This window comes from Bacillus pumilus, assembly GCF_038738535.1.
GTDB lineage: Bacteria > Bacillota > Bacilli > Bacillales > Bacillaceae > Bacillus.
The window spans coordinates 1,293,482-1,309,094 of the sequence record NZ_CP046128.1; the positions used below are offsets into that span (position 1 = coordinate 1,293,482).

Here is a 15,613-nt window from a genome sequence, read left to right on the forward strand (position 1 = left end):
GCCGATATACAAAATAAGATGCGAAAGTAGGATGTAGGGGTGATGAGATGTTTAAGAAACTTCAAGTGAGAATAGCTGTTTTCATCTCAGTTATTTTAATTTTAACCGTCGTGGCCGTTCAAGTGGGTTCCAACATAGTATTAACACCACTCATTGAACGGGATGCAAAAACCACCACAGCGGCAACAGCAGAAAGCATGAGAGATATTATTGCACAAAAGCTTGATAATTACGGGGGTACAATTAACAAACTGGCAACAAGTACACTGACTGAAGATTTTGCACAAAAGCAAACAAAACAAACATTAGCCTTTGAAAACGATGAACTAAAAGTCTTGCAGGAGCAGGATGAACTCATCTCACTTGCCTATATAGGAACAAGTGACGGTAAAATGTTTGCCTTCCCAGAGTCTGATTTTGGTGAAGGATATGATCCAACTAAGCGAGATTGGTTTATCAATTCGGCTGAAAAGCCTGATGAAGTCATCTGGACAGATCCGTATATTGATAAAGCAACGAATGAAATGGTTGTCTCAGCCACCAAGGCAATTGTGCGAAATGGAAAGGTTGTTGGAGTCGCAGGACTTGATTTGAAGCTGTCTTCCATTCAATCGTATATAAAGGAACAAAAGATTCCTTATATGGGAAACGCTTTTTTAGTTGATGGCAAAGGAACGATTTTGGCACATCCAACTGAGCAAGGAAAAAACATATCAAAAGTCGCTTCTGTAAAAAAAGCGATCGACAATTCCGGTCTTGATGATAACAAAGAACTGACGGTCATATCTAAAATCAAAGAGGCCGATTGGACAATAGGTGTCAGCTTTGAGAAAAAGAAACTGCTTTGGATCACAGAACAAATGAATCAGACAAGCATCATGATTTCAGTCATTGCTATTGTTCTTGCGATCATTCTCAGTTTCTTATTAGCAAGAAGCATCACAACGCCAATCAAGCGTCTGATCGAGCATGTGCGTAAGGTGTCTGAAGGTGATTTAACCAGCTCACTTGAAACGAAATCTCAAGATGAGATTGGTTTCCTCACGAAGAGCTTTAATCAAATGACCGAGGGGATCAGAGAGTTAATTGAAAAAGTAAAAGGGGCTTCAGACCAAGTAGTGACATCAACGGATGAAGTCACGCAAATTTCAAATGAAACCTTACTGTCGAGCGAACAGATTGCAACGGCCATTCAAGAGGTGGCAACAGGTGCGTCTAAGCAGGCTTCAGAAGCAGAAACGATTAATGAGAAATCAGAGCATTTATATGAAAAAGTACGTCATATGGGTGAGCTTGCCACGCAAATGCAAGCCAACTCAAAATCATCTGAAGATGCAGGCTATAGAGGGCTCGATGCACTAGGTATGCTCGTTCAAAAATCAACACAAGCGAACGAGGAATCGAAGAAAGTGGAGCAAATGCTGCTTGACCTTGAACATAAAACGAAAAATATTGAAAACGTTGTGACCGCCATCTCTGAAATCTCTGATCAAACGAATTTACTTGCACTGAATGCAAGCATTGAAGCAGCGAGAGCCGGAGAAAGCGGACGAGGATTTGCTGTTGTTGCAGAAGAAGTCAGAAAGCTTGCTGAACAATCTGCGCAATCAACCAAACACATTAGTGAAACCGTCAAACTCATTCAAGATGAATCGAAAAAGGCGGCTGAAGCGATGACGGCAGCAAGTAAGATGAATGAGGAACAAGGTGAAGCCATTAATGCAACAGGCGAGGCACTGAGCAGCATCACAATGGAAATGCAGGCACTTGTCGGCTCAATTGACAGCATTCATACACAGATCAATGAAATGACAGACGAACAGCAGAAAATGAATGATTCCATTCAAAGCATTGCTGCGATCTCAGAAGAATCTGCGGCTTCAGCTGAGGAAGTGCATGCGTCTACAGATGAACAAGTCCAAGCTTTAGAAAGAACGAAAACTTCGACTGAAATGCTGAACGAATCAAGCCAGGCATTACGTCAGGCGGTTGATCGGTTTAAGCTGTAATCAAGCGGAAAGGAACCTTGCGACGTGAGCAAGGTTCTTTTTGTATGATAAAATAAGAGTAGAGGAGGTGTTGACATGGATGTCAATCTATCTGGAAAAAAAGCCTTGGTCGCTGCAAGCAGTCAAGGTATTGGAAAAGCCATTGCCTTTGCTCTAGCAAAAGAGGGAGCAGATGTGATGCTTTCAGGAAGGCATGAGCACACGCTGAAAGAAACAGTCAAAGAATTATCTCCGCTTGTAAAAGGAAAGCTGACTTATCAAGTATGTGATGTGTCTGACGCGCAGCAAATCAAGGCGCTAGTTCAAGCGGCAGCTGGTGATGAGAAGTGTCTAGACATTCTTGTGAACAATACAGGCGGGCCTAAAACAGGGACGCTTGAAACCTTAATAGATGAAGACTGGATGGAATCATTTCAGCTTCATTTACTCAGTTATATTCGATTATTAAAAGAGGCATTGCCTTATTTGAAAAAACACGGCGCACGCGTGCTAAACATTGCGTCTATGTCAGTGAAAGAACCGATCCCAGGCTTGATGCTGTCAAATACTTTTAGACCGGCTATTGCCGGCTGGACAAAAACAGCCGCTCAGGAGCTTGCAAAGGATGGCATTTTAATCAATACGTTAGCCCCAGGGAAAATTGAAACAGACCGCGTCAAACAGCTGGACAAGCACCGCGCACAGGCAGAGCACCAAACAGTTGAAGAAATCAAAGCACAGGCTGAACGTGCGATTCCGCTTGGCCGTTACGGACAGCCAGAGGAATTTGCAGCATATGCAGCTTTTCTTTTATCTGAAGCCAATACATATATGACAGGTCAAACACTCATCATTGATGGTGGACTGACAAAGTCTCTTTAAGGAGGAACAAGTGATGACACAAATCAAAACAGTTGGTTTTATTGGAATCGGTGTAATGGGACGCAGTATGGCAGGACATTTAATGGATGCCGGATATGAAGTTCTCGTTTATACAAGAACAAAAGCGAAAGCAGATGCACTCATTCAAAAAGGCGCATCATGGAAGCCGGAAGTGAAGGAGATTGCAGAACATGCAGATGCTGTCATCACAATGGTAGGATATCCATCAGATGTAGAAGAAATCTATTTAGGTGAAGAAGGGCTTGTGGCACATGCTGCGCCTGGTACCTATCTGATTGATATGACTACATCGAAGCCTCAGCTGGCAAAAGAAATTGAAATGAAAGCAAAAGAAAAAGGGTTGTTTGCATTAGATGCACCAGTTTCTGGCGGAGACGTAGGGGCAAAAAATGGAACGCTTGCGATTATGATTGGCGGAGAAAAATCAGCCTATGAAGCGTGCCTGCCCTTATTTGAGCAAATGGGCGAAAACATTCAATATCAAGGACCTGCAGGAAGCGGTCAGCATACCAAAATGTGTAACCAAATTGCGATCGCAGCAGGTATGGTAGGCGTTGCAGAGGCCATGGCCTATGCCGAAAAATCAGGACTTGATCCAGAGCATGTGCTCAAAAGCATTACAACGGGCGCGGCAGGAAGCTGGTCCTTGTCAAACCTTGCACCAAGAATGCTGAAAGGTGATTTCGAGCCAGGGTTCTACGTGAAGCATTTTATCAAGGATATGGGCATTGCACTTGAGGAAGCAGAACTGATGGGAGAAGAAATGCCAGGACTCGCGCTTGCAAAGTCACTTTATGAAAAGCTGAGCGAACAGGGCGAAGAAAACAGCGGCACACAGAGTATATATAAATTATGGGTAAAATAAAAAGACCTGTCCCACTTAGAGACAGGTCAGCGTGTAGACAAACCCTCGCATTCGGTGTCAGTCCTGCGTGCCGGTGCTCACGAATGTCAAATTCGCTCCGCTCCGGTACTCGTCCTTCCTAGGGCTGCAAAGGTTTTCTATCACGCTGAAAAGAAGACAAAAGGCTAAAATGAAGATCATTTTAGCCCTTTGTCAACAATCTGGTCTGTCCCACTTAGGGACAGGTTTTTTAGATATCTTATTTTCCGATGAATTGCTGCGTCCAGTAGTTGCCAGATTTCACATAACCAACACCGATATGTGTATAGTTTTTGTTTAAGATATTTGCTCTGTGGCCTTCACTGTTCATCCATGCAGTCACAACTTCTTGAGGAGATCTTTGACCTTGGGCAATGTTTTCACCTGCTGTTTTGTAAGTGATACCGAATTGCTTCATTTGATCAAATGGAGATCCGTAAGTTGGGCTTGTATGAGAGAAATAGTTTTTATCTTTCATATCTTGAGATTTTGCGCGAGCAGATTTGCTTAGTTTTGAATCAACAGAAAGTGCTTTTAACCCTTGTTTTGCACGCTCTTTATTTGTAAGCTCAACGACTTCTTTTTCAAATGCATTCAAGCTGCTATCTGCTTTTGCTGCCGTTGTGTCTTTTTGGTCAGCTTTTGTATTGTTATTGTTGTTTGTGTTTTGTTTAGCTGGCGTACTTGGTTTAGAAGCAGTTGGTTTTTTCACTGATTCTTGTTTTTGTTCATTTTTTGCTTTGTTTACTTCTTTCACCACTTTTGTGCCAGTAACAGGTTGACCGCTTTTGATCAGCTTGTTTAAAAGAGCTTCGATCTCTTTTTGATTCGACTTGCTTAGCTTGTTTACATCTGAAGAGATATGTAATTTTGCAGCTAATGTATGAAGATCAATGGTTTGATGCTGTACATGTATCACTTGTTTCAGGTTAAGCTCCTTCGCATCAGCTGAATGTCCTCCAGTGAACGTGATGAGTGCAGCAGCCGTTAGCGCTGAAAAAAAGAATGATTTCTTCTTCATATTGTAACTCCTCCTAAAATCTTTGTTTTGTTTTCTCACAGAAAATCATAACATGGACTTTTTGTTATAAACGTACCAGCATCCTCCATTGACAATGCCTGTTTGTCATTTTTGTTAAAGTCATAAAAAAAGCCGCCTCATATCAAAGGATAGGGAATTCTTCCATTTAAAGAAAACGACATAAACATACCAATATTTTAAAGTGTTAGTATATTTTTTTGCATAATAGGGATTGACAGCTTTTTTTCACTTGTTTCGCTGTAACAACTATTACAAAAGTGTTACAATAATGAGTGGTAATTGTAAAAGATTGAAAGGATGAGAGGAGCTACATAAGTGGGAGAGAAACAGCATCAAGGTAGTGCCGAGCAGAAAAAAATCAAGCGCCGGAACGCCTGGAGGATTAATCTCTTTTTCTTCGCTGTCTTTAGTTTATTTGCTGGACTTGTGATCAAGCTTGGTGTGCTGCAGATCGTCAATGGTGAGGATTATAAAAAGCAAGCAAACCGAACAGAGGTCAAAACAGCATCATACCCGTCCCCAAGAGGAAAAATGTATGACGCGAGAGGAAGAGTCGTCGTTGATAACGAAAGTGTACCTGCCATCGTTTATACATCAGAAAGCGGTGTGAAAGCGAAGGATAAGATTAAGGTAGCAAGAAAACTTGCGACTTATATAAAAATGGATACTGATTTTTTGAGAGAGCGTGACATTCGAGATTTTTGGCTGGCGAGCCATCCGAAAGAAGCGGATAAGCTCATTTCAAAAGCAGAGAAAAAGGATCTTAAAGCAAAGGATGTCTATCCGCTTCAAGTAGAGCGTGTGCCTAAGAAAGAAGTCAAGGCGATCGAAAAGGATGCAGAGGAAAAAGCAGTTGCAGCGATCTATCGTAGATTTACAGGCGGATATGCCTTTGAGCCTCAAATCGTGAAAGCAATGGACCCAAATGAAGAGAAAAAAGGGGACGAAAAAGTTGCTTTACTCGATGAAACAAAAGAGTCAAAGCAGACATCATCCGTGAGTTTGACATATGAAGAGATTTCACTTGTGTCAGAGCATCTGGATGAACTGCATGGTGTAAATGTCATCAATGATTGGACAAGAAAATATCCGTATGAAAAGACCCTTTATAATGTACTTGGCGGTGTGACCACACCAGAGCAAGGCATTATAAAAGAGCGTGAAGATTACTATATGGCAAGAGGCTACTCGCGAAATGACCGGGTAGGGAAGAGCTATTTAGAGTATCAATACGAAGATTTTCTGAATCCAGAGAAAGCGACTGTTCAATATACACAGGTTGGCGGGAAGCTGCTCGATGAAATCAAGCGGACAGAGGGACGAAGAGGACTTGATCTTGCACTGACATTTGATATGGAGCTGCAAAAGGAAGTCGACAAGATCGTCGAATCAGAGCTTAGATCCGCTAGTGCGAGAAACTATATGATGGACCGCGCATTTGTCGTGATGATGGACCCTAACACTGGGGATGTTCTCGCAATGTCTGGCAAGAAAATGGATGGCAGAGACGTCACAGATTATGCCATCGGAACATTTACGACCCAGTACGAAATGGGCTCTGTTGTCAAAGGAGCCACAGTACTTGGCGGTTATCAGGACGGGATGTCACACAACCAATCCTATATGGATACACCGCTTTATTTTGCAGGAAGTAATGGAAAGCCGAAACAGTCTTACAAAGTTCTTGGATGGGTCAATGACCTTCAGGCTCTCCAAAAAAGTTCCAACGTCTACATGTTCCAAGTAGCGATGAGAATGGCGGGCATCACCTATCAAAAGGATGGTCCGTTACCGGCAAGACCTGAGCACCTGCAAAAAATGAGAAACTATTATGCGCAATTCGGTCTTGGCGTAAAAACAGGGATCGACCTGCCGCAGGAATCAAGCGGGATGCAGACACATCCTAAGACGGTCGGCGGACTTTTGCTCGATGAAGCAATTGGCCAGTATGACACGTATACACCGCTTCAAGTTGCCCAGTACATGTCGACGATCGCCAATGGAGGAAATCGCGTTCAGCCAAGAGTGGTGAAAAGCGTTCACCTTCCAACGAAGAAGGATGAAGTAGGCCCAGTCGTGAAAAAATATGAGCCGAAGGTGCTGAACACGATTAACAACTCGAAAGCAGATATTGACCGCGTCAAAATGGGGCTGAAAATGGTCACATCGACCGGCGGTACTGCCGCTGGCCGCTTTGGTCAGCATGATGTCGCTGGAAAAACAGGGACGGCCCAAACCTTTTACTATGGTGCCAACCGCAGCTGGTGGGGAAATCCCACATACAATTTAACCTTTGGGGGATATTATCCGTCGTCCAATCCGAAGGTGGCTTTTAGTGTCGTGACACCTTATGTCTCAGATAAAGATTCCGTCATTAAAACCATCCCAAGTAAAATTATTGATAAGTACGTTGAATTACAAAAGAAATATGAAAAGCAGTAAACAGCAGAGAGCACAGCAAGAGAATGTGCTCTTTTTTGTTGAAAATATGGACGTTTCCCTCGATGACGGAAGGAAAATACGGGTTTTCTAGCGAATCTTTTTTATACATCAATCTAAGGACAACCCTAAAAAATGAAAAGGAGGGTCGGACGACGATGGAACAAAAAATGAAAGATTCGAATCAGCTTTATTCGAATATCGATTTACATGCCGTTCTTTCTTCTAATGGCCGCTTTCTCTACATTTCTTCTAACTGTAAGCAGCTTTTGCTCTATGAACAAAAGGATTTACTAGGGTGTTTTTTGAAAGACTATGTTCATACCGAAGATCAATTTCTCGTCGAGAGTTATTTCTACAATCAGCACATGCTAGAGATTTGCCACTTTAGGCTGCTTAGAAGTGATCTAACAGCTGTATGGATTGAAGCAAGTATTGATTTTGTTGCTTGTGATGAGTTAGACAGCGAATTAAGTAGAGAAATGATCCTAAAAATGAGGGTGCTGGACGCTGAACCGCAAAAAGCAGCATTTCAAACAACATCAGAAGTGTCAGAACAGTCGTTAGGCAGTCTGCCGGCTTTCCAACATGTCAGTGAAGCTGAACAATTGATTGCCATGCTGCCAAATCCGTTGTGTATTACGATATTAGGGGAAATTGTTTATGCGAATGATGCGATGCTTCAATTAATGGGGGTATGTACAAGAGATGACATGATCGGCAAATCTGCATTTGACTTTATTGCTGAGGAGTACCATGACATTGTGAGAAGCCGAATTACGAGGCTGCAGCAAGGTCTTCCAGTCGGAATGATTGAACAGATTTGGAAGCGGAAAGATGGAAGCAGCATTCATATCGAAGTGAAGTCATCACCTACGATCTATCAAAATCAGCAGGCAGAGCTTTTGCTGTTAGTAGACATCTCATCCCGTAAGAAATTCCAAACCGTTCTTCAAAAAAGCCGGGAGCGGTATCAGCTGCTCATCCAAAACTCCATTGATACGATTGCGGTCATTCATGATCATAAATGGGTGTTTATGAATGAATCAGGCATTAAATTATTTGAAGCCGAGCATTACGATAAATTAATAGGAAAGGATATTTTCCACCAGATCCATTCCTGTGACCAGCAAAAAGTGAAAAAGAGCTTGTCGCGTATTATTGAAAGAGCATCAGATTCCGAGATTGTCACGATGAGCTGTCATACATTTAAACACAAGCTGATTTATACTGAAATGGTGTGTATCCCAACCACATTCTTTGGGGAAACAGCCGTTCAAATTATTTTAAGAGATATATCGGAACGTAAGCAGACAGAAGAGCTCATGCTCCGATCTGAAAAATTATCGATCGCAGGTCAATTGGCAGCTGGCATTGCACATGAAATCAGGAACCCATTGACCGCTATCAAAGGCTTTTTGCAGCTCATTAAACCGAAAACAAAAGATCGCGATCAATATTTCGAGATTGTTTTCTCTGAGCTGAGCCGGATAGAGATTATATTAAGCGAGTTGCTCATGCTGGCAAAACCGCAGCAAACGGCATCGATGCAGACACTTGATTTGAAAAAAATCATCAGCGAAGTCACGGCTCTATTAGAGACACAAGCGAACTTAAATGGTATTTTAATGAACACAAGTGAGATAGAAGAGGATCTCCTGATGAACGGGGATCAAAATCAGCTCAAGCAGGTGTTTATCAATTTAATCAAAAATGCCGTCGAATCCATGCCGGACGGAGGTAAGGTTGACATTACGGCCAAAGCAGAAAGAGATGGGATTCTCGTTACCATTCGTGATGAAGGGGTCGGCATTCCTGAATCGGTCATGAAGCGAATAGGAGAGCCCTTTTTAACGACAAAGGAAAAAGGCACTGGACTTGGCCTCATGGTGACATTTAATATTTTAGAAAATCACAACGGGACGATCCGTGTGGATAGTCATCCCGAAAAGGGCACCGTATTTCACATCATGTTTCCTGCAAAATAAAAACAACGGCAAGAGAGCCGTTGTTTCAGTCTGTGAAATGAATGGAACGTTTTTCAAGGACGAATTGTTCTAGGCGGTCAAGTCCTTCTTTCAGTGTTTCAAGTGAATAAGCATAGGACAGACGCACATACCCTTCGCCGAGTGGAGAGAAAGCAGACCCTGGTACAACCGCAAGTCTTGTACTTTCTAACAGCTCCATACAAAAATCAAAGGAACTCATCCCAAACGATTCAATGGATGGAAAAATATAAAAAGCGCCAGAAGGCTTAATGACCGGAAGCCCCATTGAAATGAGCCGATCATATACATAATCGAGTCTTTTCTTATATTGCTCTCTCATGATGAGTGCATCATCCACACCATTTGTCACAGCTTCAAGTGCCGCCTTTTGTGAGACAGCCGAGGCACAAGACACGTTATATTGATGTACTTTTAATACATGTTTAGCAATTGGAGCTGAAGCAAATAAAAAGCCAATTCTCCAACCGGTCATGCTATGAGATTTAGACAGTCCGTTAATCACAATGGTCTGTTCCTTTAAGAAAGAGGCAATTGAATGATGCGGCCGGTCAAATGTCAGCTCGCTATAGATTTCGTCTGATAAAATAAAGATGTCTTTTCCTTCAAGGAGCTGGGCAATCTCTTTCAATTCTTCTTCCGAAAGCGTGACACCAGTTGGATTCGAAGGATAAGGAAGTACAACACACTTTGTCTTTTCCGTTAATGCATCCTCAATCAGTTTGGCATTTAATTTAAAGCCAGCATTCGTTGTGTCGATATGTACGGGCTTCCCGCCGCACATTCGAATGATCGGTTCATAGCCAGGGTAGACAGGTCCAGGTAAAATGACCTCGTCACCCTCTGACAAAATGGTTCGAAACGCAGCATCAATCGCTTGACTTGCACCTGTCGTCACAATGATTTCTGACTCTGCATCATAATCAAGATTGACTTTCTTCTTGATGTAGTGCTGGATCGCTTGTCTTAGCTCTAGGAAACCAGCATTATGAGTGTACGAGGTGAAATTCTCGTCAATGGCTGCTTTGGCAGCTGTTTTGACATGATGCGGCGTATAAAAATCGGGCTGGCCTATCGTCAAAGAAACGACATCCTCATATGACGATACGAGATTTGAAAATGTTCGAATGCCTGAAATTTCAATATCCTTTACTCTTGGATTCAGCAAATGCTCCATTTCTCATCACCTTAAAAATTTATGTTTTTATCCTATTTTACCATTCACTGCATAAATGTCACCCGCGAAAGGCACTGGATATCATTATCTGTAGTCTATTCTCCTATTCATCACAGCATGAGTGATATATTGAAGAAAGAGCAACATTTATTATAGCGTAACCTCACTAGAAAATACAGGCTGCGGTGAACAGGATTAGAAAACGTCACAACTGTGTAAACTGAAAGAACGTGAGAATCAGGTCATGGGAATTGCTTTTATAGACATACGATCTCCTAAAGGAGGACGATAGATGGAACAATCAGCGAAGACATCGAAAATCGCGTTTCTATCCGTGATGAGTAACACATTTGTTGTCATCTTAAAAATCATTGTGGGGCTGTTGACTGGATCTGTTGCGGTTTTATCAGAAGCCATTCATTCTTTTCTCGATTTAATGGCATCTTTTATTGCATTTATCTCTGTTCGTATTTCAAGAAAGCCAGCAGATTCTAAACATCCTTATGGACATGGAAAAGTCGAAAATATTTCAGGAACGATTGAGACCTTGCTGATTTTCGTTGCCGGCATTTGGATCATATACGAATGTGTTCACAAATTAATGCACCCAGAGCCAGTCAAGCTGCCTGTGCTTGGCATTGTGGTGATGCTGATAGGCGCGCTCATCAATTTTATAGTATCGAAGGTTGTGAACAAAGAGGCGGAGCGAGTGCATTCTGTTGCCATGAAATCGAATGCATTGCACCTGTTAACAGATGTGTATACGTCACTAGGGGTCGCATTCAGTTTATTGCTTGTAGCATTAACCGATTGGTATTTCTTAGATCCGATCATTGGAATGATACTCGCTCTCTTTATTATGCGTGAAGCATTTAAACTCATGAAAGAAGCCTTCCCGCCGCTTGTAGACGCCCGGCTAACACCCGAGGAAGAACAATCGATAGAAGCAATCATTCAAGGATTCAGTCAAGAGTTCATCGAATATCATGACTTTCGAACAAGACGATCCGGTGCAGAGGAATATATTGATTTCCATTTGATTGTAGATGGCAAGACAACGATTGAAGATGTTCACCAATTATGTGATCGAATTGAAGAGAAGATTCAGCAAGAATTTCCGCATGCACAAATCTTTATTCATGTAGAGCCTGAAAGTGAAAGAACATCACAAACGTAAAAAAGGCGATCAACCAACTTAGGTTGTATCGCCTTTTTTACGCTTCATCTATGAAATGAAATCAATATCCATAAGCAGTATCGTAATCTTCATACCAAGAGATATAAGCTGCGTCATCATTTGACAAATCATGCTTCATGTCCAAAAAATCAGCTTCGCAAATATCTTCAATTACAGTTATTTCGTTGTTCTTTAATAGTACGACAGTTCCCATCATGAACACCTTTCTTTAAAAAATCCTTGACTATTGTACCATGTGAAGAGCGGTTGTCAACAGCAGAATGGAAACAAGACGAAAATATCACAAAATGTTAAAAAATCAGGAGGTAAAAGAACTAGAAGTGCCATGATTTTCACAAATTTTCAGTATTTATTCACATAAAACATTAAGAACAAACTGATCTAAAATATATGTAAAAGTTAACAGCTCCATTGATCTTACTATATTCATAAGATATAATAACGAATGATTATAAGAAATTTATAGAAAACATACATAATAAAGGAGAAATAGGATGGAAACAAACATAACAGAACCACACATTCAAGAAAAGAAGCATCCTGAGCTAGCAGGCGTGGGCTACCGCTTTCTTGCCCACCTTTTGGACGGCGTCATTATCAGTGTTCCTTATGCCTTCATCATGTTTATTTTGTTCACACTCTTTTTTGTCTCAAGCCCAGAGGCAGCATTTATGCTAGAGGATGACAGCTATTACTATTCCACAACCGTCATGACGGATGAAGAATGGGCTGTCATTATGGGACTTATCTTTTTCTACGTAGCATCGATCTTAATCGGTATCGTGTTGACATGGCTTTATTACGCTATTATGGAAGCATCAAAACTGCAAGGAACTCTTGGTAAGATGGCTCTTGGGATCAAAGTGACAAAAGTAACGGGCGAAAAAATAACATTCGGACGAGCAACTGGCCGCTTTTTTGCAAAAGTCTTTTTGTCTCCAATCTTATGTATTGGGTACATCATTGCCTTTTTCACAGAGAAAAAACAAGCGCTTCACGATTTAATTGCAAGTACGATTGTTGTGAAGAAATAAAGAAAAAAAGCACCTCTGCTCAATAGTAAGGGGTGCTTTTTGTATAGATTGCTTGTATGGAAGAGGGAAGCATGACATAAAATAGAATGATAGTGAAAAATCAGGCAGGGAAGGGAGACAAACGATTGAGAACAGGAAAAAAGACCATGCAGAAAAAAGGGGCAGGCTTCGGGTTGTTTTTGACAGCACCCGTTTTGGCCTGGGCATTGTATGACTTTGCAAATACGATATTTTCATCCAATATGATCACCATTTTCTTCCCGTTCTACTTGCAGGAAACGATTGGAGACAGTGCGAGAATGGATCAGATCGCCAGTACGTTTATTTCTTATGCAAACGCACTAGCCAGCATTTTTCTCGTCATTTTTACACCATTATACGGGGTTCTGATCGATCGTACAGGAAAAAAGAAGCGCTACATCACAGTGTTTACTTTAATATGTATATCTTGTACGTTTTTGATGGGGATCTTTGCTGGAATTGATTTCTCAAGCGAATGGTTTGGGCTGCCTGTCTCCTTATTAGTAGTGGTCACCTTGTTTGTGATCGCAAAATTTTTCTATCACTCGAGCCTAGTGTTTTATGACACCATTCTGCCCGATCTTGGGACAAAGGATGAAATACCGCTTATTTCTGGGTTTGGCATTGCCGTTGGTTATTTAGGGACACTTGTCGGTCTCTCAGTTTATTTACTTGTTGGCAATGACCAATTTCATGAAGCATTTATTCCGACAGCGCTTTTATTCTTTCTCTTTTTCCTGCCCTTTCTCTTTTTTGTAAAAGACCCTCATCCGCTGCCGCAGCAAGAGAAAAAGGCGTCATTTTTCAGCGGGTATAAAGAAATTATTCGCACGTTTAAAGAGATGAAGCAATACAAGCCGGCTTTTATCTTTATGATTGCTTTCTTTTTTATGAATGATGCCTTACAGACAGCGATTGCGATGATGGCTGTTTATGCCAAAATCATCATTGGCTTTACCGCTGGGCAATTTATTCTGCTTTATCTGGTGTCGACCATTTCAAGTATCATTGGCTCCTTTCTATTTGGATATATCACAAAGGCGATTGGGGCAAAGCGCTCGATTACAGTCGTGTATGTGATTTTGATCGTGGCCCTGATTTTGGCTGTGACAGCCACAACGGAATGGGTTTTCTGGGTGGCCGGCAGTTTATTCGGAATTTCACTCGGCGCAAGCTGGGGGGCATCACGAATATTGATAATTGAGCTGACACCTAAGGAAAAGAGAGGACAGTTCTTTGGTCTCTTTGCATTCTCAGGGAAGGTGTCTTCCATTATTGGACCCATCATTTATGGCTCAGTCACTCTGCTGTTTGCAGAGCACGGAAATCTCGCAAGCCGTCTTGCACTAGGGTCTTTACTCATTCTTGCAGCGATAGGACTTGTGATTCATCAATTCGTACGAGAGAAAGCGTAAAGAAACGTCAACTTTTTACCTATGCTGCCGATATAAAAAGTACAATCTTATATTGAAGAATAGAGGGATTTCCGTGGCTTTAAACAAACAAGAAATTTTACTTGACTCTGGTACCAATGAATTGGAAATTGTGAAGTTTGAAATTGGTTCAAATCAATTTGGCATTAACGTCATGAAAGTAAGAGAAATCATTCAGCCGGTTGAGGTGACGGTTGTACCGCACTCTCATCAAGATGTAGAAGGGATGATTAGTTTACGAGGCGAGATTTTACCAGTCATCAATCTATTTTCCTTTTTTAATGTCGAGTCAGATCAGTCAGAACAAGAGAAATATATTGTGACTGAATTCAACCAACGGAAATTTGTGTTCCATACAGGAACGGTATCACAAATTCACCGCGTCAGCTGGGAAGAAATTGAAAAGCCAACTGCACTCAATCAAGGGATGGACCGTCATTTAACGGGCATCATTAAGCTGGATGAAAAAATGATTTTCCTTCCAGATTATGAGAAAATCATTTATGATATTGAATCCGCTTCTGGAGTAGAAACGTATCATATGTTTGACGGTGAGAAAGACGAGAGAAGAACAGGGAAGAAGCTTTATGTCGTTGAAGACTCTCCGCTTCTCATGCGTTTATTAACAAATGAATTAACCGAAGCAGGCTATAAAAACATTGTGACCTTTGAAGATGGCAAACAGGCATATGACCACGTCATGGACCTTGTCAGCAAAGGAATCAGTGTGACAGAAGAAATTGATATGATTATTACGGATATTGAAATGCCAAAAATGGATGGTCACCGATTAACGAAACTGTTGAAGGAAAATCCTTTAACGAGTTCCATTCCGATTCTCATCTTCTCTTCGTTAATCACTGAAGATTTGCGGCATAAAGGGGAAACAATCGGTGCAGATGATCAAATTAGTAAACCAGAAATTCATCAGCTGATTGAAAAAGTCGATCACTTTATTATCTAAACAAAAAACCACTCGGCATGAGTGGTTTTTTGTTTAAAAATAACTTTCCCCGAGTCGTTTGAAGACGGGCTTTGTGTAATGTGATTTTTGTTTTGTGGCGGTAGGTTTTTCTTTTAAACCGACATACGTTTGAAGTAGTTGCTTTGCTCGGTTTAATGACATATTCGCTTTCGGATTGCGATATGATTGATTTAAATTTCCTAAGTGTGGCAAAAATTCGAAGTCTTCTTTGGTTGGTGGCAGGTGAAAATAATAATCTCCAATTTCAATCAGCACGTCGGACTGTTGTTGACTATATTTGGGATTGTTAGAGAAATGTAGGCCCACTTTTCTTCCTTTACCTTCTTGCAATAGTTTTTGCAGCGCACGTTTTTTCAAAAGATAAAGAAACTTGGGATTTGGTGCGGTTTTAGCATGGCGGTTAACGGTATAAATGGCTTTTGCGATGTTTTCTGCTGTAGGTTCTATGTCTTTAGTATGAGCATAATCGTCCATTTTTTCTCTCCTTTGTCTTTCGTCTTCCTG

13 protein-coding genes are annotated in these 15,613 nt (G+C 41.3%); 9 read left to right on the plus strand and 4 right to left on the minus strand.

Translation table 11 applies throughout. The features are described from left to right. Nucleotides 1-47: 47 nt before the first annotated feature. From GKC25_RS06375 to GKC25_RS06385, 3 genes are all read left to right on the plus strand, one after another. Nucleotides 48-2,009: a methyl-accepting chemotaxis protein gene (locus GKC25_RS06375; protein WP_034662818.1), complete on the plus strand. Its 1,962-nt coding sequence runs from the start codon at nucleotides 48-50 to the stop codon at nucleotides 2,007-2,009. A gap of 75 nt (nucleotides 2,010-2,084) precedes the next feature. After that, nucleotides 2,085-2,870 (plus strand): SDR family oxidoreductase, encoded by a 786-nt coding sequence (locus GKC25_RS06380; protein ID WP_034662815.1) that lies wholly within the window; start codon nucleotides 2,085-2,087, stop codon nucleotides 2,868-2,870. 13 nt (nucleotides 2,871-2,883) lie between these two features. Further along, nucleotides 2,884-3,756 carry an NAD(P)-dependent oxidoreductase gene (locus tag GKC25_RS06385; RefSeq protein WP_034662811.1) on the plus strand — a complete coding sequence of 291 codons (873 nt, stop codon included), beginning with the start codon at nucleotides 2,884-2,886 and terminating at the stop codon, nucleotides 3,754-3,756. A 238-nt stretch (nucleotides 3,757-3,994) separates the two neighbouring features. Here the strand turns inward: GKC25_RS06385 and GKC25_RS06390 are convergent, their stop codons facing one another. Further along, nucleotides 3,995-4,795 carry a CAP domain-containing protein gene (locus GKC25_RS06390; protein ID WP_034662807.1) on the minus strand — a complete coding sequence of 267 codons (801 nt, stop codon included), beginning with the start codon at nucleotides 4,793-4,795 and terminating at the stop codon, nucleotides 3,995-3,997. 336 nt (nucleotides 4,796-5,131) lie between these two features. Here GKC25_RS06390 and GKC25_RS06395 point away from each other — a divergent pair, with 336 nt between their 5' ends. Next, complete coding sequence (locus tag GKC25_RS06395) at nucleotides 5,132-7,258, plus strand: peptidoglycan D,D-transpeptidase FtsI family protein (RefSeq protein ID WP_095285084.1); 2,127 nt, start codon at nucleotides 5,132-5,134, stop codon at nucleotides 7,256-7,258. Nucleotides 7,259-7,413: 155 nt separating this feature from the next. After that, the gene (locus GKC25_RS06400; RefSeq protein WP_034662800.1) at nucleotides 7,414-9,243 is read left to right on the plus strand and encodes a PAS domain-containing sensor histidine kinase; all 1,830 of its coding nucleotides are present in this window, start codon (nucleotides 7,414-7,416) and stop codon (nucleotides 9,241-9,243) included. Between the two features lie 25 nt (nucleotides 9,244-9,268). Here the strand turns inward: GKC25_RS06400 and GKC25_RS06405 are convergent, their stop codons facing one another. Further along, complete coding sequence (locus tag GKC25_RS06405) at nucleotides 9,269-10,438, minus strand: aminotransferase A (RefSeq protein WP_106037807.1); 1,170 nt, start codon at nucleotides 10,436-10,438, stop codon at nucleotides 9,269-9,271. A gap of 292 nt (nucleotides 10,439-10,730) precedes the next feature. Here GKC25_RS06405 and GKC25_RS06410 point away from each other — a divergent pair, with 292 nt between their 5' ends. After that, nucleotides 10,731-11,615 (plus strand): cation diffusion facilitator family transporter, encoded by an 885-nt coding sequence (locus tag GKC25_RS06410; RefSeq protein WP_034662794.1) that lies wholly within the window; start codon nucleotides 10,731-10,733, stop codon nucleotides 11,613-11,615. 61 nt (nucleotides 11,616-11,676) lie between these two features. Here the strand turns inward: GKC25_RS06410 and GKC25_RS06415 are convergent, their stop codons facing one another. Further along, nucleotides 11,677-11,829 (minus strand): hypothetical protein, encoded by a 153-nt coding sequence (locus tag GKC25_RS06415; protein WP_187704474.1) that lies wholly within the window; start codon nucleotides 11,827-11,829, stop codon nucleotides 11,677-11,679. 301 nt (nucleotides 11,830-12,130) lie between these two features. On the opposite strand from GKC25_RS06415, the gene GKC25_RS06420 reads away from it, so the two are divergent. The 3 genes from GKC25_RS06420 to GKC25_RS06430 all read left to right on the plus strand — a co-directional run bounded on the left by GKC25_RS06420 (nucleotide 12,131) and on the right by GKC25_RS06430 (nucleotide 15,088). Beyond that, nucleotides 12,131-12,670 (plus strand): RDD family protein, encoded by a 540-nt coding sequence (locus GKC25_RS06420; protein ID WP_034662790.1) that lies wholly within the window; start codon nucleotides 12,131-12,133, stop codon nucleotides 12,668-12,670. 125 nt (nucleotides 12,671-12,795) lie between these two features. After that, a complete protein-coding gene (locus GKC25_RS06425; protein ID WP_170938378.1) occupies nucleotides 12,796-14,106 on the plus strand; it encodes an MFS transporter in 1,311 nt (436 codons plus the stop codon). Nucleotides 14,107-14,179: 73 nt separating this feature from the next. Then, entirely contained in the window at nucleotides 14,180-15,088 is a 909-nt protein-coding gene (locus tag GKC25_RS06430; RefSeq protein WP_034662787.1) for a chemotaxis protein, read from the plus strand. A 33-nt stretch (nucleotides 15,089-15,121) separates the two neighbouring features. Here the strand turns inward: GKC25_RS06430 and GKC25_RS06435 are convergent, their stop codons facing one another. Continuing rightward, entirely contained in the window at nucleotides 15,122-15,583 is a 462-nt protein-coding gene (locus GKC25_RS06435; RefSeq protein ID WP_012009774.1) for a YkyB family protein, read from the minus strand. Nucleotides 15,584-15,613: the final 30 nt, after the last annotated feature.